The sequence below is a fragment of the Streptomyces sp. UC4497 genome, from assembly GCF_054871485.1.
Window position 1 is genome coordinate 37,334 of the sequence record NZ_JBTYHB010000024.1, and the last position, 18,268, is coordinate 55,601.

Annotated in this window: 19 protein-coding genes; 8 read left to right on the forward strand and 11 right to left on the reverse strand. The window is 70.5% G+C overall.

Annotated elements, in window-relative coordinates; translation table 11 throughout:
* Positions 1–44: 44 nt before the first annotated feature.
* The 8 genes from ACYSUO_RS28180 to ACYSUO_RS28215 all read right to left on the reverse strand — a co-directional run bounded on the left by ACYSUO_RS28180 (position 45) and on the right by ACYSUO_RS28215 (position 6,734).
* Positions 45–443: a rhodanese-like domain-containing protein gene (locus ACYSUO_RS28180; RefSeq protein WP_461779045.1), complete on the reverse strand. Its 399-nt coding sequence runs from the start codon at positions 441–443 to the stop codon at positions 45–47.
* Positions 440–1,006: a cupin domain-containing protein gene (locus ACYSUO_RS28185; protein WP_461779046.1), complete on the reverse strand. Its 567-nt coding sequence runs from the start codon at positions 1,004–1,006 to the stop codon at positions 440–442. Before ACYSUO_RS28185 ends, ACYSUO_RS28180 begins: the two co-directional genes overlap by 4 nt.
* Before the next feature lie 81 nt (positions 1,007–1,087).
* On the reverse strand, positions 1,088–1,177 hold the full coding sequence (locus ACYSUO_RS28190; protein ID WP_323187227.1) for a putative leader peptide: 90 nt from the start codon (positions 1,175–1,177) through the stop codon (positions 1,088–1,090).
* A 60-nt stretch (positions 1,178–1,237) separates the two neighbouring features.
* Positions 1,238–2,923: an FAD-dependent monooxygenase gene (locus ACYSUO_RS28195; protein WP_461779047.1), complete on the reverse strand. Its 1,686-nt coding sequence runs from the start codon at positions 2,921–2,923 to the stop codon at positions 1,238–1,240.
* Between the two features lie 212 nt (positions 2,924–3,135).
* Positions 3,136–4,131: an amino acid ABC transporter permease gene (locus tag ACYSUO_RS28200; protein WP_461779048.1), complete on the reverse strand. Its 996-nt coding sequence runs from the start codon at positions 4,129–4,131 to the stop codon at positions 3,136–3,138.
* Complete coding sequence (locus ACYSUO_RS28205; protein ID WP_426900102.1) at positions 4,128–4,775, reverse strand: amino acid ABC transporter permease; 648 nt, start codon at positions 4,773–4,775, stop codon at positions 4,128–4,130. Before ACYSUO_RS28205 ends, ACYSUO_RS28200 begins: the two co-directional genes overlap by 4 nt.
* Before the next feature lie 164 nt (positions 4,776–4,939).
* The gene (locus ACYSUO_RS28210; RefSeq protein WP_461779049.1) at positions 4,940–5,860 is read right to left on the reverse strand and encodes a glutamate ABC transporter substrate-binding protein; all 921 of its coding nucleotides are present in this window, start codon (positions 5,858–5,860) and stop codon (positions 4,940–4,942) included.
* Positions 5,861–5,954: 94 nt separating this feature from the next.
* On the reverse strand, positions 5,955–6,734 hold the full coding sequence (locus tag ACYSUO_RS28215; RefSeq protein WP_426900098.1) for an amino acid ABC transporter ATP-binding protein: 780 nt from the start codon (positions 6,732–6,734) through the stop codon (positions 5,955–5,957).
* Positions 6,735–6,981: 247 nt separating this feature from the next.
* On the opposite strand from ACYSUO_RS28215, the gene ACYSUO_RS28220 reads away from it, so the two are divergent.
* Together ACYSUO_RS28220 and ACYSUO_RS28225 are read left to right on the forward strand one after the other, a co-directional pair.
* Positions 6,982–7,668 (forward strand): response regulator transcription factor, encoded by a 687-nt coding sequence (locus tag ACYSUO_RS28220; RefSeq protein WP_461779050.1) that lies wholly within the window; start codon positions 6,982–6,984, stop codon positions 7,666–7,668.
* Positions 7,669–7,689: 21 nt separating this feature from the next.
* On the forward strand, positions 7,690–9,207 hold the full coding sequence (locus tag ACYSUO_RS28225; protein WP_461779051.1) for a sensor histidine kinase: 1,518 nt from the start codon (positions 7,690–7,692) through the stop codon (positions 9,205–9,207).
* Here ACYSUO_RS28225 and ACYSUO_RS28230 read toward each other — a convergent pair.
* Complete coding sequence (locus tag ACYSUO_RS28230) at positions 9,186–10,181, reverse strand: TAXI family TRAP transporter solute-binding subunit (RefSeq protein ID WP_461779052.1); 996 nt, start codon at positions 10,179–10,181, stop codon at positions 9,186–9,188. The genes ACYSUO_RS28225 and ACYSUO_RS28230 overlap by 22 nt on opposite strands.
* Positions 10,182–10,326: 145 nt before the next feature.
* On the opposite strand from ACYSUO_RS28230, the gene miaB reads away from it, so the two are divergent.
* On the forward strand, positions 10,327–11,859 hold the full coding sequence (miaB, locus tag ACYSUO_RS28235) for a tRNA (N6-isopentenyl adenosine(37)-C2)-methylthiotransferase MiaB (protein WP_461779053.1): 1,533 nt from the start codon (positions 10,327–10,329) through the stop codon (positions 11,857–11,859).
* A gap of 90 nt (positions 11,860–11,949) precedes the next feature.
* Positions 11,950–12,666, forward strand: a complete 717-nt coding sequence (locus tag ACYSUO_RS28240) for a class III extradiol dioxygenase subunit B-like domain-containing protein (protein ID WP_461779054.1) — start codon at positions 11,950–11,952, stop codon at positions 12,664–12,666.
* A 104-nt stretch (positions 12,667–12,770) separates the two neighbouring features.
* On the opposite strand, the gene ACYSUO_RS28245 is transcribed toward ACYSUO_RS28240, so the two are convergent.
* Together ACYSUO_RS28245 and ACYSUO_RS28250 are read right to left on the reverse strand one after the other, a co-directional pair.
* Positions 12,771–13,055 (reverse strand): antitoxin, encoded by a 285-nt coding sequence (locus ACYSUO_RS28245; protein ID WP_461779055.1) that lies wholly within the window; start codon positions 13,053–13,055, stop codon positions 12,771–12,773.
* Between the two features lie 32 nt (positions 13,056–13,087).
* Positions 13,088–13,270 carry a gliding motility protein gene (locus ACYSUO_RS28250; protein ID WP_461779056.1) on the reverse strand — a complete coding sequence of 61 codons (183 nt, stop codon included), beginning with the start codon at positions 13,268–13,270 and terminating at the stop codon, positions 13,088–13,090.
* Positions 13,271–13,548: 278 nt separating this feature from the next.
* Here ACYSUO_RS28250 and miaA point away from each other — a divergent pair, with 278 nt between their 5' ends.
* The 4 genes from miaA (at position 13,549) to ACYSUO_RS28270 (ending at position 18,262) form a co-directional block, all read left to right on the forward strand.
* Positions 13,549–14,487 (forward strand): tRNA (adenosine(37)-N6)-dimethylallyltransferase MiaA, encoded by a 939-nt coding sequence (miaA, locus tag ACYSUO_RS28255; protein WP_461779057.1) that lies wholly within the window; start codon positions 13,549–13,551, stop codon positions 14,485–14,487.
* Between the two features lie 107 nt (positions 14,488–14,594).
* Complete coding sequence (locus tag ACYSUO_RS28260; protein ID WP_426906784.1) at positions 14,595–15,062, forward strand: hypothetical protein; 468 nt, start codon at positions 14,595–14,597, stop codon at positions 15,060–15,062.
* Positions 15,063–15,129: 67 nt separating this feature from the next.
* A complete protein-coding gene (gene dapF, locus ACYSUO_RS28265; RefSeq protein ID WP_461779058.1) occupies positions 15,130–15,999 on the forward strand; it encodes a diaminopimelate epimerase in 870 nt (289 codons plus the stop codon).
* Between the two features lie 139 nt (positions 16,000–16,138).
* Positions 16,139–18,262, forward strand: coding sequence for a RelA/SpoT family protein (locus tag ACYSUO_RS28270; protein ID WP_461779059.1), 2,124 nt, complete (start codon positions 16,139–16,141; stop codon positions 18,260–18,262).
* The last annotated feature ends 6 nt before the right edge of the window (positions 18,263–18,268 follow it).

Below are 18,268 nucleotides of genomic sequence, written 5' to 3' on the forward strand. Positions count from 1 at the left end.
CCACCGCGGCCTGCCGACGCCCCGGCCCACCACGGCGTACCCCCTCAGGCCCCCGTCACCGGCAGCCCCGCCGCTCGCCACGCCTGGAATCCGCCCACCAGGTCCGTCGCGCGGTGCAGGCCCAGTTGGTGCAGGGAGGCGGCGGCGAGGCTCGACGCGTAGCCCTCATTGCAGACGACCACGACGCGCAGGTCGTGACCGGTGGCCTCCGGAGCGCGGTGGCTGCCTCGGGGATCGAGGCGCCACTCCAGTTCGTTGCGCTCGACCACAAGGGCCCCGGGGATCAGGCCGTCGCGCTCCCGCAGCGCCGCGTACCGGATGTCGACCAGGAGCGCCTCGCCACGGGACGCCGCGTCGCACGCGTCCCGCGCCTCGACCCGGTCGAGACCGGATCGCACCTGCTCGAGAAGCTCGTCGATGCCCACCGGTGATGAAGCGCTCACTGCCAGTCCTCCGGCTGCTCCACCGACTCCAGACGCAGCACCGGGCCGGTGCGGCTGTAGCGCCGGATCCGGGGGAGCGGTGGGTAGTAGGCGTGGACCGAGACGGCGTGCTCGGTGGGCGACTCGTTCAGGACCTCGTGCACGTGGTGGCGGCCGAAGGCGCGTCCCTCACCCACCGTCAAGTGCCGTTCCCTGTCGACGTCTTCGGAGAGTTCCAGGGTCTTCCACCCGTCGGTGGGAAGGCGGGCGGCGAGCGAGTTCTCCGTGAGCGCGCCGCCCGCGGTCAGGAAGGCGCCGACGGACTCGGCATGGTCGTGCCACCCCGTGCCGGTGCCCGGCGGCCAGCCGATGAGCCAGGCCTCGCTGCCGTCCGGGCCTTCGAGCCGCACCCATGTACGGCCCTCCGGATCGAGCGGCAGTGAGTCGATCAGGTCGCGGTCCTGAGCGACGCGACGGACGAATGCGAGGAGGTCGCCCTGCGTGGGCGCGACGGACGGCGCCTGTGAGGGAGCCGTACGGGAATGCGCAGCGGAGTGCGCGAGGGATTGCGTGAAACTGGACACCAGTACCGTCCTGGGAGTTCGCGAGAAGCACGCGCCGCCGGATACGCCGGAGGCAGGCGCGTGTAAGGAAGGGATGCGAATTCAGCAGGAGGGGTGACACACGCAGCCCGCGTAGCGGATGAGGTCCATATGGACCCTCCGCCACAGGCGTACATCGGTGTCGACCGTCACGCTCCGGAGTACACCATGGGGGCAGGAGACGGTCAACTCACCGACAGGTCGGCGAGCGGTTCAGCGGCCGGCGCCGCTCTTCACCGGACCTTTCTCCTCCGCGGGCCTGCCGAGGGCCGAGCGCGCGGCCTCGTAGAGCTCCGCCGGACGTACGCCGCTCAGCGCCGTGACCAGATGGCCGTCGGGCCGGATCAGCAGCACCGTGTGCGCCGCGGCCTGTGGGTAATGCTCCGCGACAAGCAGCTCGGCCTCGTGGGGGAGCGCCGCGACGGCCGCCGCGAGCCGTGGCATCAGACCCGCCGACATCCAGTGCTTGCGCTCCCACACCCCGGTCCCGGGGGCGACGAGGACGACGAGCAGGGGCCCGCGGCCGAGCCGGTCCCGGAGCCGTACGAACGAGCCGTCGGGCGCCGTCACCTCGACGTCGGTGATCGGCGAGCCGGGCGCCGTGCCCACCTCCACCTGCGACTCGGAGCGAGCGGGTGCGAGCGGCGAGTCGGCGTACGCCCCCGGCGCGCCGAGCGGCCCGTGCCCCAAGTGACCGTCCGTGAGCAGCGCGTCGTGCCCGCGCGCGGCGCCGGGGACGTACGCCCGCAGCCCGCCGCCACCGCGCAGTATCGGCAGCGCCTGGTCCGCCGCGCGCAGCCGTCCGGCCACCACGGCACGGCGCTCGGTCTGGTAGCTGTCGAGCAGCGCGTCGGTGGCGGAGTGCGCCCCGTCGTGCCAGGCGAGGGCCAGCTTCCAGGCGAGGTTGTCGGCGTCGCGCAGCCCCTCGTCCAGGCCCTGGGTGCCGAGCGCGCCCAGCAGGTGCGCCGCGTCCCCCGCCAGGAAGACACGGCCCACGCGCCAACGGCGGGCGAGCCGGTGGTGGACCGTATGGACTCCGGTGTCGAGCAGTTCGTACGGCGGGGTGGAGCCTCCGCACCAGCCCGCGAGGGTCTCCCGGATGCGGGTCACGAGGACATCCGGGGTGACCAGGTCGCTGCGGGGCGGCAGCAACCAGTCCAGGCGCCAGACGCCGTCGGCGAGGGGGCGGCCGACGACCTCCGAGCCCGAGCGGCCCGAGGTCCGCCACGGAGGGCTCCGATGGAGCAACGCCTCACCGGGCCACGGAAGTTCCGCGCGCAGTGCGGCGACCGCGTGTCGTTCCACGGCGGTGCGGCCGGGGAAGCGGATGTCGAGGAGCTTGCGGACCGTGGAGCGCGGACCGTCGCAGCCCACGAGATAACTGCCGCGCCACCACGTGCCCTTGGGTCCGCGGGTGTGTGCGGTCAGGCCCGTCTTCTCCTCCTCGAGCGAGTCGAGGCGGCTGTTGACGGCGACCTTGATGAGCCGCTCGGCGTCGACGGCCCTGCGCAGGGCGTCGGTCAGATCGTGCTGGGCGATGTGCAGCGGCGCGGGAAGCGTTTCGCCGGGCGATGCCGGCCCACTGGGTGACCCCGGTCCACCGGATGCTCCGGGCTCACTCTGCGTGTTCTGCTCACCGAAGGTGAGCACACCCATCACTTGCTTGCGGCGCATGGAGCGCCATCCCGTCCAGCGGGCGCCGATGCCCTCGAACGACGTACCGGCGAGCCGCTCGGCCAGCGCCGCGGTGTCCTCGCGCAGCACCACCGTGCGGGCGGGGCGTTGTTCGTCCTTGCCGGGGCCCTCGTCCAGAATCACGGAGGGTACGCCGTTTCGCGCGAGGGCGAGGGACAGCGCGAGCCCGACGGGACCCGCGCCGACAACGATCACCGGGTCCACGGTGCGGCCCCTCCCGCCCCGAGAGACCCGCCGGGAAGTGTCCCGTGCCAGGGCACGGGCGGCGTACTGGACGTGCAAGGACGGGCAGTTGGAGCGGGGTGCGCGTTCACAGAGCGTATGCAACCCATTGCCGGTGCTTGCGTCAAGTGACGGCGGCAGTGGCGATCACGCCACTGCCGCCGTACAGCTTCGGCCCCGCGCCCGGGGTCGGGTCAACTCCTCGGCGAGTCGGGTCCTTCGGATCGGTCATCGGTCGCCGGCCGCTCGACGGCCTCGGCGGCGGCCGAGCCGTGGCCCGCCCCGCCGGGCAGGTCCGCGGCGTCCATCAGACCGCCCTCGGCGACGGGCTCGGCGGCCGCGGCCACCTTGATGCCGGTCTTGGCGCGGCGGCCGCGCCGCTCGATCCAGTTGGCGAGCCCGGACAGGGCCAGACACATCAGGACGTAGATCGTGCCGGTCACGATGAGCACCGGAACGTACGGGTATTCGCCTTCGACCAACGTGTTGTTGGCCAGCTTGCGGGCCGCGTACAGGAGCTCCGCGTACGTGATGATGTAGCCGAGCGAAGTGTCCTTGAGGGTGACCACCAGCTGGCTGATAATCGTCGGCAGCATCGAGCGGATCGCCTGCGGCAGCAGCAGCATGGTCATCACTTGATACTTGCGCAGCCCCAGCGCGTAGGCCGCCTCGACCTGGCCGCGCGGCACGGCCTGGAAGCCGGCCCGCAGCACCTCCGCCTGTACACAGCTGTTGTAGACCGTGAGGCCGATCACCAGCGCCCAGAAGGAGTTGTTCTGGCCGACGACGCCCAGGTCGCTCTTGTAGGTGAGGAAAAGAACCCACAGGGCGTAAATGGTGATCAGCAGCGGGATGGCGCGGAACAGCTCGATGAAGCCCGTGGCGAACCAGCGGATCGGCCGGTGCTCCGAGTAGCGGGCCACCGCCAGGACGACGCCGAACACCAGTGAGAGCGCGCCGGCGGCGGCGAAGACCTTCAGGGTGGTCAGGATGCCGTCACGGATCGCCGCACGAACGTTGGCGTAGTTGAAGATGTCCCACTTGGCCGTGGCGAACTGGTCCTTGGACGCGAGCTGCATGACCACGAAGGCGATGAGACCGACGACCGCGAGCGTACCGACGACGGTGTAGATCCGGTTGCGCGTGCGGGCCTTGGGGCCCGGGGCGTCGTAGAGAACGCTGGCACTCATCGGGCGACCTCCAGGGTCCTCTCGAGCACCCGGAACAAGATGCTGATGGCGAAGGTGATGACCAGGTAGCCGAGTGCCACCCACAGGAAGACCCAGGCGATCGGGTATCCCTGGTCGCTCAACAGCTTCTGCCAGCCGAACAGTTCGGTGACGCTGAAGGCGCCCGCGATGGCCGAGTTCTTGGTCAGCGCGATGAAGATGGAGCTCAGCGGCGGCAGCACGGTGCGCACCGCCTGCGGCAGGATGACCAGGCCGAGCGTCTGGAAGAACGACATGCCGATCGAGCGCGCCGCCTCGGCCTGCCCGAGCGGCACGGTGCTGATGCCGGAGCGCACCGCCTCGCAGACGAACGACGAGGTGTAGCAGCTCAGCACGATCAGGGCCTTGACCCACGGGCTGAAGCCGAAGTCGAGGACCTGGGGCACCGCGAACCAGATGACGAGGAACAGCAGCGTCAGCGGGGTGTTGCGGAACAGCGTGACCCAGGCGGTGCCGAAGTACCGCAGGGGCGGTACGGGCGAGACCCGGAAGCCGGCGAGGATCGTGCCGAGCAGCATCGCGACAAGGCCACTGGCCAGGGTCAGGCCTATGGTGCCGAGGAATCCCTCGCGGAATTCCGAAAGGTGGTCGAGCAGTACATTCACGGGGAGTTCCTCGTGGGGCGGCAGCGGTCGGGCAGGGGGAGCCGCGCCCTGTACGCCGTCACGGACGTCGTGCTCGGTGTGACGGCGTACAGGGGCACGGTCAACTCACTGCCTGCGAGAGACAGGCGGCTGGACGCTCAGGAGCGTGGAACGCTCAGCAGCGCTCAGTAGCGCTCCAGGGCCGGCGGCTCGACGTACTCGGCGCCCGAGAGGCCGAGCGTCGCGTCGTAGGCCTTCTTGTAGTCGCCGTTCTTCTCGTGCGCCTCGATGGCGTCGGAGACCGCGTCGCGCAGGGCCTTGTCGTCCTTGGCCATGCCGACGCCGTAGGGCTCCTCGGTGAAGGGCTTGCCGACGACCTTGAGCTTCTTCGGGTTCTGCGCGGCGTAGCCCTTGAGGATCGCGTCGTCGGTGGTGACGGCGTCGACCTCGTTGTTGAGCAGCTGCTGCACGCACTCCGAGTACTTCGCCAGCTCGACGGTCTCGGCGCCGTACTTGGGCTTCTTGATCTCCTGCAGCGGGGTCGAGCCCTTGATGGAGCAGACCTTCTTGCCCTTCAGGGAGGTCGGGCCCGTGATGCCCTTCTCGTCCTTGCGGACCAGGAGGTCGGCGCCGGCCTGCATGTACGGGCCCGCGAAGCCGACCTGCTTCTTGCGCTCGTCGTTGATCGTGTACGTGCCTACGTAGAGGTCGACATCGCCCTTGGAGATGGTGGTCTCGCGGACACCGGAGTCGATCGTCTTGAACGTGATCTGGTCGGCCTTGAAGCCGAGGTCGGCCGCGACCATCTTGGCGATCTCGATGTCGAAGCCGGAGCGCTTGCCACCGGAGTCCTGGAAGCCCAGGTACGGCTGGTCGTCCTTGGAACCAATGACGATCTTGCCGGCCTTCTGGGCCTTCTTCAGAGTCGCGGAGTCGACCTTCACATCGCTCTTCACCGCGTACGTGGGCAGCTTGGGCTGGTTCTTGCCACCCGAGGCCCCGGCGGGCTTGTCGCCGGCGTTGCCGGACTCGCCGCCACAGGCGGTGGCGGTGAGCGCGAGAGCGGCGACGGCGGCAGCCGCTGCGGCGGACTTACGGAGCTTCATGGTGAACATCCTTCGTGTCGGCAGATTCGGCAGTAGGGAATAAGGCAACACGCGTGCGCGGGGCTTCGGTTGAGGGCCCGCGCGGGGCGCGTGTCTAGTGGTGCAGGATCTTCGACAGGAAGTCCTTGGCCCGGTCGCTGCGCGGATTGCTGAAGAACTGGTCGGGGACGGCCTCCTCGACGATCCGGCCGTCCGCCATGAAGACGACGCGGTTGGCCGCGGAGCGGGCGAAGCCCATCTCGTGCGTGACCACCACCATCGTCATGCCGTCCCGTGCGAGCTGCTGCATCACTTCCAGGACCTCGTTGATCATCTCCGGGTCGAGCGCCGACGTCGGCTCGTCGAAGAGCATCACCTTCGGGTCCATCGCCAACGCCCGTGCGATGGCGACGCGTTGCTGCTGGCCGCCGGAGAGCTGTGCGGGGTACTTGTCGGCCTGTGCGGCGACACCGACCCGGTCGAGGAGCGCACGCGCCTTGTCCTCGGCCGTCTTCTTGTCCGCCTTGCGGACCTTGACCTGCCCCAGCGTCACGTTCTCCAGCACCGTCTTGTGCGCGAAGAGGTTGAAGGACTGGAAGACCATCCCCACATCCGCGCGCAGGCGTGCCAGTTCCTTGCCTTCCTGGGGCAGCGGCTTGCCGTCGATCGCGATGTCGCCGGAATCGACGGTCTCCAGGCGGTTGATCGTGCGGCACAGCGTCGACTTGCCGGAGCCAGACGGGCCGATGACGACGACGACCTCACCTCGCGCGATGGTCAGGTCGATGTCCTGGAGCACGTGCAGCGCGCCGAAGTGCTTGTTGACTCGGCTCAGTGCGACCAGTGCGTCGCCCGCAGGGGGAGTGGCGTCCTTGGTCACCGAAACTTCGGTCATCGGGGTCTTGCTCCGTCCTCCTCGGTTGGGAGGACAGTAGTAACCCCGTACGACCAGCGTCATTACATCTGAGGGGAAATTGAGCATAACGATCCGGCCGCAACCGGACACTATGCGTGAAGGGGGCGCGGGGCGCTCATACCGGCTGGATAACGGAACACGGCCGTAACCGGAAGGCCCTTGACGCCGTCCTTACTTTTCGGAGTGGATGCCTTGATGAACCGCGCGGGAGAGGTGAGGGGGCGTAATGAGACTGCTTCTCGTCGAGGACGACGACCACGTGGCCGGTGCCCTTTCGGCGGTCCTTTCCCGGCACGGCTTCGAGGTCCGGCACGCGCGCAGCGGTGAGGAGGCCCTGCAGGCGCTGGTGCCCGAGGCGGACGCCTTCGGTGTCGTGCTGCTCGATCTGGGCCTGCCCGACCTGGACGGCTACGAGGTGTGCGGCAGGATCCGCAAGCGCACCACGACGCCCGTGATCATGGTGACCGCGCGCGCGGACGTACGGTCGCGCATCCATGGGCTCAACCTCGGCGCGGACGACTACGTAGTGAAGCCGTACGACATAGGAGAGCTGCTCGCCCGCATCCATGCGGTGAGCCGTCGTACGGTGCAGGAGGAACCCGCCGCCACTGTCGACCACGAGGTGCAGTTCGGGGACGTCAGCATCGATCTGCCCACCCGTAAGGTCGTGGTCGCGGGAGAGGTGGTCCAACTCACCCGCAAGGAGTTCGACTTGCTCGCCCTCCTGGCGCAGCGTCCGGGCGTCGTCTTCCGTAGGGAGCAGATCATCAGCGAGGTGTGGCGGACCAGTTGGGAGGGCACGGGGCGCACCCTGGAAGTGCATGTCGCCTCGCTGCGCTCCAAGTTGCGCATGCCCACGCTCATCGAGACCGTGCGGGGAGTCGGTTACCGGCTCGTCGCCCCGGCCGCGTAACAGAAGCCGTAGAGTCCTGGCGTGCGAGCCCGCCTGCTTCCCCTGCTCATCGTCCTCATGGCGGGCGTGCTGCTCGCACTCGGGTTTCCGCTGGCCGTGAGCGTGGCCTCCGCCCAGCAGCAGAAGGTGGTCGTCGACCGCATCGACGACACCGCGCGGTTCGCTTCCCTCGCACAGTTCGTGACCACGCGCCCGGACAAGGCGGGCAAGGGCGAGAAGCTGGTGAGCGACGAGCGGCAGCAGACGCTGCGCACCGAACTCGCCCGCTACCACGATGTGTACGGCATCAAGGCGGGCGTCTTCTACCGGGACGAGCAGCCCATGGGGCGCGCGCCCGACGACTTCCGGATGCCGCCGCCGGGCTCCGACGGTGAGCTGCGCGCCGCGTTCGACGAGGCGCTGTACTCGCGCGGCAGCCACGATCCGCCGCAGGTGTGGCCGTGGCAGCGGGGTGGCCGGCTCGTGGTCGCGTCGCCCGTCATCCGGGACGGTGATGTCGTCGCGGTCGTGGTCACCGAGTCGCCGACCGGCGCGATGCGCAGCAAGACACTGCGCGGCTGGCTGGTCATCGGCGCCGGCGAGGTGGCCGCGATGCTGCTCTCCGTGGGCGCCGCGCTGCGGCTGACCGGCTGGGTGCTGCGGCCCGTACGGGTCCTGGACGCGACGACCCACGACATCGCCACAGGGCGACTGAAGTCGCGGGTCGCGGCGGCCGGTGGTCCGCCGGAACTCCGGCGCCTGGCCCGGTCGTTCAACGAGATGGCGGACAACGTCGAGGACGTGCTCGAGCAGCAGCGCGCCTTCGTCGCCGACGCCTCGCACCAGCTGCGCAACCCGCTCGCGGCTCTGATGCTGCGCATCGACGTACTGGCTCTCGAACTGCCGGAGGGGAACGAGGAGATCGGGTCGGTGAAGGCCGAGGGCAAGCGCCTCGGCCGGGTCCTCGACGACCTGCTCGACCTGGCCCTGGCCGAGCACGCCGCCGCGGATCTTCAGCTCACCGACATCGGCGAGCTGGCCGCCGAGCGGGTGGAGGCCTGGCGCCCCCTGGCGGACGAGAAGGGCGTACGGCTCGTTGCCAACTGCCCCGCGGTGACGGGCTGGGCCGACCCGGTCGCGCTGTCCAGCGCCCTGGACGCGGTGGTCGACAACGCCCTGAAGTTCACGCCCGAAGGTGAGCAGGTGACCGTTACGGCCGAGGCCACCGGAGACGCGACGGTGATCGAGGTCGCGGACGGCGGTCCCGGCCTGAGCGAAGAGGAACTCGCCCGAATCGGCGACCGGTTCTGGCGCAGCGGTCGGCACCAGAACATCAAGGGCTCGGGCCTCGGCCTGTCCATCTCGCGGGCGCTGCTGACGGCGGGCGGCGGCTCCCTCGGGTACGCGCGGCGGGAACCGCACGGCCTGGAGGTGACGCTGCGGGTGCCCAGGACGGCACCTGTGCCGGTCCAGGGGGTCGCGGAGACGGGCGAGGGGCCCGGCCGCGGAGAGAACGGTTCAGGCCGGGAGACGGCCGCTCAGGGCTTGACCGAGCGGTAGTAGCGGCGCGCGCCCTCGTGGAGCGTGAGCGGGTTCGTGTAGACGGCCGTTCTGAGGTCGACGAGCTGGGCCGCGTGCACCTGCGCCCCGATGTGGTCGCGGCTGTCGATGACGGTACGGGTGACCGCCTCGGTCAGTTCCGGATCGACCCGGTCGGTCGTCACCAACAGGTTCGCCACCGCCAACGTGTCGACGGTCTTGCCCTGTTGGGCCGCCGGATACGCATCGGCGGGCATCACGGCGGCCCGGTAGTAGCGCGAGTAGCCGCCCATGGCGTGCAGATCGTCGACCAGCGAGCCGAGTTCGACGAGCCGGATCGGGGCCTTCTTGGACAACTCCCGTACGTGGTTGGTGGGCAGGCCCCCGGACCAGAAGAACGCGTCGATCTCACCCGATTCCAGGGCGCTCGGCATGGCGTCTATGCCGATGCCCACCTCGGTGACGTCCTTGCGGACGTCGAGCCCCGCCGCCTTCAGGATCCGCTCGGCGATCAGCCGCACCCCCGAGCTGCGCCCGCCCACGGCCACCTTCATGCCGCGCAGGTCGGCCACCTTCTGTACGGATGAGTTCCGCTTCACGACGAGCTGCATGTAGTCGTCGTAGAGGCGGGCGCAGCCGCGCAGCCGGTCCGCTCCGGCCCGGCCCTCGGACTGGTACTTGGCGACCGCGTCCGCCGCGGCGATGGTGAAATCCGCCTTGCCGGTGGCCACGCGCTGCACGTTCTCCCAGGAGCCCTCGCTGCCGGTGAGGGTGACGCCCAGGTCGGGCAGGTCGCGGTCCACGGCGCGCTTGAGGAGCTTGCCGTACTTCTCGTAGACGCCCGTGCGCGCGCCGGTACTGAAGGTCACCTGGCCCCGGGGCGACTGCTCACCGAACGGAAGCAGCCACCACAACAGCAGGCCGAACACCACGAGTCCGGCCACGGAACCCATGAGGGCGCTGCGGCGGGTCACGCGGAGGGGCGGCTGCGGCATGGCGTGATCCTGCCAGTTGGGGGCGCGCGGTGGCCAGGTTCGGAACGTCCCCTTGTGGTCACGTTCGGTGACGTTGTTGCCACGGCGTCGGCAGCACGAGGACGGCGCCACAGAACCACTCCGGGAACCCCATACCCTTGTTGTCATGAGCAGCAGCGACCCGCGTCCGGCCGTGGACGACCGTTCACCCGAGCACCCGAAGACCTACGAAGTGCGCACCTACGGGTGCCAGATGAACGTCCACGACTCCGAGCGCTTGTCGGGTCTCCTGGAGGGCGCGGGTTATGTGCGCGCCCCCGAAGGCGCCAACGGCGACGCCGACGTCGTGGTCTTCAACACGTGCGCGGTGCGGGAGAACGCTGACAACAAGCTCTACGGCAACCTCGGCCACCTCGCCCCCATGAAGGCGCAGCGTCCGGGCATGCAGATCGCCGTCGGCGGCTGCCTCGCCCAGAAGGACCGCGACACCATCGTGAAGAAGGCGCCCTGGGTGGACGTCGTCTTCGGCACGCACAACATCGGCAAGCTGCCCGTCCTCCTGGAGCGCGCCCGCGTCCAGGAAGAGGCGCAGGTCGAGATCGCCGAGTCCCTGGAGGCCTTCCCCTCCACGCTGCCCACCCGCCGCGAGAGCGCGTATGCGGCCTGGGTGTCGATCTCGGTCGGCTGCAACAACACCTGCACCTTCTGCATCGTCCCGGCGCTGCGCGGCAAGGAGAAGGACCGCAGGACCGGCGACATCCTCGCGGAGATCGAGGCCCTGGTCGGCGAGGGCGTCTCCGAGATCACGCTGCTCGGCCAGAACGTCAACGCCTATGGGAGCGACATCGGCGACCGTGAGGCCTTCAGCAAGCTGCTGCGCGCCTGTGGCGGCATCGAGGGCCTGGAGCGCGTGCGCTTCACGTCCCCGCACCCGCGCGACTTCACGGACGACGTGATCGCCGCCATGGCCGAGACCCCGAACGTGATGCCGCAGCTTCACATGCCGCTGCAGTCCGGCTCGGACACGGTCCTGAAGGCGATGCGCCGCTCGTACCGCCAGGAGCGGTTCCTGAACATCATCGAGAAGGTCCGCGAGGCCATGCCGCACGCGGCCATCACGACCGACATCATCGTGGGCTTCCCCGGCGAGACCGAGGAGGACTTCGAGCAGACGATGCACGTCGTGCGCGAGGCCCGCTTCGCGCAGGCCTTCACCTTCCAGTACTCCAAGCGCCCGGGAACCCCGGCCGCCACCATGGAGAACCAGATCCCCAAGGAGGTCGTGCAGGCCCGCTACGAGCGCCTCGTCGCCCTCCAGGAGGAGATCTCCTGGGAGGAGAACAAGAAGCAGATCGGCCGCACCGTCGACCTCATGGTCGCCGAGGGCGAGGGCCGCAAGAACGGCGCCACCCACCGCCTCTCCGGCCGCGCCCCCGACAACCGCCTCGTGCACTTCACCAAGCCCGAGGCCGAGGTGCGCCCCGGCGACGTCGTGACCGTCGAGATCACGTACGCCGCCCCGCACCACCTGCTCGCCGAGGGCGACGTCCTGAATGTGCGCCGTACGCGCGCGGGCGACGCGTGGGAAAAGCGCAACCAGGAGGAGCAGGACAAGAAGCAGGGCGTGCTGCTCGGCCTTCCGAAGATCGGCGTTCCCGAGCCGCTGCCCGCGGTGACCGGGGGCTGCGCCGTCGACTGACGGGGCTCGCCTCTTGGAGGAGTGCGGCCACTCCTCGGGGAGTACGGCCGCCTTTCCCGCGCCCGGTGGGCGCGCAGTAGGCTGCCGATCATGCTTGTCGCCGCTGCCGCCTGCCCGTGCCCGCCCCTGCTCGTGCCCGAGGTCGCCGCGGGCGCGGCTCCGGAACTGGACGCCGCGCGCGCGGCCGGCGACGAGGCGATCGCGGCGCTGCTCGCGGCGGAGCCCGACCTGGTGTGGGTCATCGGCGAGGGCCCGCGCCCGGGCATCCACGAGCCGGGTGCCCGCGGCTCCTTCCGCCCCTTCGGCGTCGACCTCGATGTGCACCTGGGGGCGGCGCCGTCCGCCCCTGTCGAGGCGACGCTCCCGCCGTCCCTCTCCGTAGGTGCGTGGCTGCTCGCGCGCGCGGGGTGGACCGGTGCGGTGCGCGGCTACGAGGTGGCGGGCGACGGCTCGTCGTCCGCCCATGCCGACGATGCCTTCCGGCTCGCCGAGGGGCAGGCCGGAGCGGAGCGCGTCGCGTTCCTCGTCATGGGCGACGGCACGGCCTGCCGCACGCTGAAGGCCCCCGGCTACCTGGACGAGCGCGCCGAGGGCGTGGACGCGGCCATCGCCGCGGCACTGCGCGACCTCGACGTCGACGGCACGCTCGCGAACCTCGACGCCGACCTCGCCCGCGAACTGAAGATCTCCGGACGCGCCCCATGGCAGCTCCTCAGCGCCGCCTGGGACAAGCGGGAAGGCACGGGCCGCCTCCTGTACGAGGACGCTCCCTACGGAGTGGGCTACTTCGTCGCGTCCTGGACGTAGCGCGAAACGCCACGTCCTGGATGTAGCGCGAAACGCCCCACAGACGGCGACGGCCGCGAAACCCAAAGGGTTCGCGGCCGTCGCCGTCTGTGGGGCGCGCGGGGTCAGGAAGCCGCGGAAGGCGGCGGCGGCGGGGTGTTCCGGCCGTCGGCGTCCTTGGCGTTCTCGGCGTTCTTGCCCTCTGTCGCGGACATCCGGTCGACAGCGTCCTTGGCCTTGGCCGTGCCCATCTGGATCTTGTCGCTGTACTTGCCCTTGGTCTTCTCGTCGACCATCCTGCCGGCCTTCTCCAAGCCCTGGTCGATCTTGTCCCCGTGCTGCTGCGCGAGGTCGGAGACCTTGCTCTTGGCGGGGCCGAACCTGGCCTTCAACGAGTCGATGATGCCCATCGCTGCACCTTCCGTCGCACCGAACCCTGGAGCTACTTGCGGGCGGCCTCACCGGCCTCGTTGTCAGCGGCCTGCTCCGCGGACTGCTGCTTCGGGATCTCCACGCCCTCCGCCACGGCGGTCTCGGCCGGCTCGCCGTCGGCTGCGGCCTCCGTGGCCTCCTGCTGCCCGCTGGGAGCCGCGGCGGCCTCGGTGGGCTCCTCGGCGTCAGCCACCTCCGGAGCGGCCGTCAGAGTGGCGGCCTGGGGCTCGGCGGTTGACGCCTCCTCCGCAGCATTGGCCTTCCGGCGAAACCTGGCAAAAACGCCCATGTCAACTCCATACGGTACTCGTGTGGGCGAAATCCCGCCCTACCCGGTGCGTCCCATTGCGGCGACCGGGGCGCCGGCTCTCGAAACCGGCGGCTGGAACCTCGCAACAGGCAACGAACCCGAACCTGTGGCGTCACGTCGCTCATTCGTGAACAGGTGCCCGGGTTTGCGAGACTGGGGCGGTGAGTAGCGCACCTCCCGCCCCGCGGGTCATCGCCGTCGTCGGGCCGACCGCGGCAGGAAAGTCAGATCTAGGCGTGTTCCTCGCCAAGGAACTCGGCGGCGAGGTGGTCAACGCCGACTCCATGCAGCTGTACCGGGGGATGGACATCGGTACCGCGAAGCTGACGCCCGAGGAGCGCGACGGGGTGCCGCACCACCTCCTGGACATCTGGGACGTCACGGAGGCCGCCAGCGTCGCCGAGTACCAGCGCCTCGCCCGCGCGGAGATCGACCGGCTGCTCGCGGCGGGCCGCTGGCCCGTCCTCGTCGGCGGATCAGGGCTCTACGTAAGGGGCGCCGTCGACAAGATGGAGTTCCCCGGCACCGACCCCGAGGTCCGCGCCCGCCTGGAGGACGAGCTCCGGCTGCGCGGCTCCGGCGCCCTGCACGCGCGGCTCGCCGCCGCCGACCCAGAGGCCGCCACGGCGATCCTGCCGAGCAACGGCCGACGCATCGTCCGCGCCCTGGAGGTCATCGAGATCACCGGCAAGCCGTTCACCGCCAACCTGCCGGGACACGACTCCGTCTACGACACCGTCCAGATCGGCGTGGACGTGGCGCGTCCCGAACTCGACGAACGCATCGCCACGCGCGTGGACCGTATGTGGGAGGCGGGACTCGTCGACGAGGTACGCGCGCTGGAGGCCCAGGGGCTGCGCGAGGGGCGTACGGCGTCGCGCGCGCTCGGCTACCAGCAGGTGCTCGCGGCGCTCGCGGGCGAGTGCACGCTGGACGAGGCGCGCGCGGAGACCGTCCGCGCCACCAAGCGCTTCGCGCGCCGCCAGGACTCGTGGTTCCGGCGCGACCCGCGGGTGCATTGGCTCAGTGGGGCCGTGGCGGAACGCGGGGAACTCCCGGCTCGCGCAATGTCGTTGGTCGAACGACCGGTTACAGCCTGATCACGTGATGGCATCGGGACGCTCCGCCCGTCATCCCGGCCTCTGTGGGCGTGCCATCATCGACCATCGATCGACCAGTGGAGTCCGGAGTGGGAGGGCGCGTGGCGATGGAGGCCGGCCCTCGTGACACCGCACCAGGCGGAGAGCAGCTCAGTACCGACGGTCCTGAGGCGAGCCCCGACGGCGTGATCGCCGACGGCCCGACCGCGGAGGAACTCGCCGCGCAGGACGAGGGCCAAGAGGTCGAGGTCGAGCTGCGCCCGCAGCGCAGGCTGCGCATCTGGCAGCTGGCACCCATCGTGATGCTGGCCGCGATCGGCTCCCTGATGTTCGCGTTCCCGCTGTTCTTCGAGTTCGGCGACGGCGGCGCGGTCGTGGCGATGCTCGGCCTCCTGATCAGCTCCTGCGCCGCGGGCTGGGGCATGATGGCGGCCCGCAGGGTGGGCTACACGCTGCCGGGACTGCCGCCGCGCGGTTCGGGCCGCTGGCCGGACTGGCGGGTCGTGGGCGCGTACGTCGTCGTGGTCGCGGCCGTCGCGGTGCTCGCCGTGTGGCGCGTGGCACGCCTGCGCTGATGGCGCTCGGCGCCCCTGGCGGCACTCCGCCGACCAGGTTGTCGCACCGATCTCGTACGATCGAGAAATGAGCACTTTCCTCAAGGGCCACGGGACCGAGAACGACTTCGTGATCATCCCGGACCCGGAGAACGCCATCGCGCTCTCGCCGACCGCCGTCGCCGCACTGTGCGACCGTCGGGCCGGCATCGGGGGCGACGGCGTGCTCCATGTCGTGCGCAGCGCCGCGCACCCCGAGGCGCGGCACATGGCCGACGAGGCGGAGTGGTTCATGGACTACCGCAATGGCGACGGCTCGGTGGCCGAGATGTGCGGCAACGGAGTGCGGGTCTTCGCCCGCTACCTCCAGCACGCGGGACACGTCGGCGAGGGAGACCTCGCCGTGGCCACCCGGGGCGGCGTCAAGGCAGTCCACATCGACAAGGAAGGCCTGATCACGGTCGGCATGGGCAGGGCGACGCTCCCCGAGGGCGACGTCACCGTCAGCGTCGACGAGCGGACCTGGCCCGCGACGAACGTGAACATGGGGAACCCGCACGCGGTCGCCTTCGTGGCCGACCTCGCGCACGCGGGCGCGCTGTACGACCCGCCCCCCTTCGCGCCGGCGAACGCTTACCCGCAGGGTGTGAACGTCGAGTTCGTCGTCGACCGGGGCCCGCGGCACGTGGCCATGCGCGTGCACGAGCGGGGCTCCGGCGAGACCCGCTCCTGCGGCACCGGCGCCTGCGCCGTGGCCGTCGCGACCGCCCGCAGGGACGGCCTGGACCCCGCTGTGACCGGGGCTCCTGTCACGTACGAGATCGATTTGCCCGGAGGCAGGCTGACGATCACCGAGCGTGCGGACGGCGAGATCGAGATGACCGGTCCCGCCGTGATCGTCGCGGAAGGTCGGCTCGACACCGACTGGTTCGCGGCAGTCGAAACCGTAAACCAGTGAACCTTCGCTCGAATGGGTGATCCGTTTCACGCTCGGCGAGAGCGGGACTGCGCCACGTGATGGGCTCGGTAGCATCAAGCACCGGTCCGGACGGGTGCCGCCGCCAGCCCGCCGCCGGTCGACAAAGCCGGAGGTGCTCATGAGTGCGGAGGCGACCAACCCCGCGAACCCGGGACCGATCACGCCCGGAGCGCACCGTCGGCGTGGCCGCCCTCGGATCGACCTGCGACGTCTCGGCCGCGCGGCGCTCCTTGGCCCCGCCGTCCGCGGCCGCCTCCCCGACGCGATCGGGCACGTGGCGGAGGCCCACCGGGCCCACTATCCGGACGCCGTCCTGGAGCCCCTGCACCGCGCCTACGTACTGGCCGAGTCCTCGCACCGCGGCCAGATGCGCAAGAGCGGTGAGCCGTACATCACACACCCGCTCGCGGTGACGCTGATCCTCGCTGAGCTGGGCGCGGAGACCACGACGCTGACCGCCTCCTTGCTCCACGACACCGTCGAGGACACCGAGGTCACACTCGACCAGGTGCGCAAGGAGTTCGGCGAGGAGGTCGCCTATCTTGTCGACGGCGTGACCAAGCTGGAGAAGGTCGACTACGGAGCGGCGGCAGAACCCGAGACCTTCCGCAAAATGCTCGTCGCGACCGGGAACGACGTGCGCGTCATGTCGATCAAGCTCGCCGACCGCCTGCACAATATGCGCACCCTCGGCGTCATGCGCCAGGAGAAGCAGGAACGGATCGCCAGAGTCACCCGCGACGTCCTGATCCCGCTCGCCGAGCGGCTGGGTGTGCAGGCACTGAAGACCGAGCTCGAAGACCTCGTGTTCGCGATCCTGCGCCCCGAGGAGTACGGGGAGACCCGCGAACTCATGGCCTCCTACGCGCAGCGCACCGAGGACTCCCTCGCCGGGTTCGCGACCGAGCTGCGCTCAGTGCTGCGCGAGGCGGGCCTGAGCGCCGAAGTCCTCATCAGGCCGCGGCACTTCGTGTCCGTCCACCGGGTGCGCCGCAAGCGCGGCGAGCTGCGCGGGGCCGACTTCGGACGCCTCCTCGTCCTGGTGAACGAGGACGCGGACTGTTACGGCGTCCTCGGCGAGCTGCACACGTGTTTCACGCCGGTGGTCTCGGAGTTCAAGGACTTCATCGCCGTACCGAAGTTCAACTTGTACCAGTCGCTGCACACCGCGGTCGCCCGCGCGGACGGCGAGGTCGCCGAAGTCCTCATCCGTACGCACCAGATGCACAAGGTGGCGGAGGCGGGCGTCGTGGCGCTCGGCAATCCGTACACGCCCTCCGGCGAGGAGCACCTGGACACCGTGGGCGAGCGCTCCGACCCCACGCGCCCCGGCTGGCTGAACCGGCTGCTCGACTGGCAGCAGTCCGCCCCGGACACCGACACCTTCTGGTCGACGCTGCGCGAGGACCTCGCCCAGGACCGCGAGATCACCGTCTTCCGGCCCGACGGAGGCTCCATCGGCCTTCCCGCGGGCGCCAGTTGTGTCGACGCCGCGTACGCGCAGTACGGAGAGGACGCCCACGCCTGCATCGGCGCGCGGGTCAACGGCCGCCTGGCGACGCTCAGTACGGTCCTCGGCGACGGTGACACCGTCCAGCTGCTCATGGCGGGGGTGGAGGGCAGCGCCGCGTCCGAGCCGTCGGTCGACTGGCTCGACCACGCCCGTACGCCCGCTGCCCGCATCGCCATCCGCCGCTGGCTCGCCGCCCACCCGGAGGGGCCGAGCGCACCCCCCTCGGCGCCCCGCGCCCCGTACAGCGGCCCCTCGGCGCGGCCCTCCGCGGCGAACGCCGTGGTCGACCAGCCGGGTGCCACGGTGCGCCTCGCGGGCTGTTGTACGCCCGTGCCGCCCGACGAGGTGACCGGGTTCGCCGTGCGCGGCGGCGTCGTCACCGTGCACCGCGTCTCCTGCTCCGGAGTGGCGCGGATGAAGGAAGCGGGGCGCGCGGAGGTCGGCGTGCGCTGGGCGGACGCGGAGGCGGCGGAGTACCGGGTGACCCTGATCGCCGAGTCGTTCAGCCGCCCCCATCTGCTGGCCGACCTGACCGAGGCCATAGCGCTGGAGGGCGTCGCCATCATCTCGGCGACCGTCGACCCGCCCGACCAGGGCCGCGTCCGGCACACGTACACGCTCCAACTCCCGGACGCCGCGCACCTCCAGGGCCTCATGCGGGCGATGCGGAACGTGCCGGGCGTGTACGACGTGGGGCGCACGCGACACGCGGCGGCAGGCGCCCTGTAGGCCCAC

Bases quoted from the DNA above. Each gene is read 5' to 3' on its own strand.
- ACYSUO_RS28200 (WP_461779048.1), bottom strand. From the start codon at position 4,131: ATGAGTGCCAGCGTTCTCTACGACGCCCCGGGCCCCAAGGCCCGCACG.
- ACYSUO_RS28210 (WP_461779049.1), bottom strand. From the start codon at position 5,860: ATGAAGCTCCGTAAGTCCGCCGCAGCGGCTGCCGCCGTCGCCGCTCTC.
- ACYSUO_RS28215 (WP_426900098.1), bottom strand. From the start codon at position 6,734: ATGACCGAAGTTTCGGTGACCAAGGACGCCACTCCCCCTGCGGGCGAC.
- ACYSUO_RS28220 (WP_461779050.1), top strand. From the start codon at position 6,982: ATGAGACTGCTTCTCGTCGAGGACGACGACCACGTGGCCGGTGCCCTT.
- ACYSUO_RS28230 (WP_461779052.1), bottom strand. From the start codon at position 10,181: ATGCCGCAGCCGCCCCTCCGCGTGACCCGCCGCAGCGCCCTCATGGGT.
- miaB (WP_461779053.1), top strand. From the start codon at position 10,327: ATGAGCAGCAGCGACCCGCGTCCGGCCGTGGACGACCGTTCACCCGAG.
- ACYSUO_RS28240 (WP_461779054.1), top strand. From the start codon at position 11,950: ATGCTTGTCGCCGCTGCCGCCTGCCCGTGCCCGCCCCTGCTCGTGCCC.
- ACYSUO_RS28245 (WP_461779055.1), bottom strand. From the start codon at position 13,055: ATGGGCATCATCGACTCGTTGAAGGCCAGGTTCGGCCCCGCCAAGAGC.
- ACYSUO_RS28260 (WP_426906784.1), top strand. From the start codon at position 14,595: ATGGAGGCCGGCCCTCGTGACACCGCACCAGGCGGAGAGCAGCTCAGT.
- dapF (WP_461779058.1), top strand. From the start codon at position 15,130: ATGAGCACTTTCCTCAAGGGCCACGGGACCGAGAACGACTTCGTGATC.
- ACYSUO_RS28270 (WP_461779059.1), top strand. From the start codon at position 16,139: ATGAGTGCGGAGGCGACCAACCCCGCGAACCCGGGACCGATCACGCCC.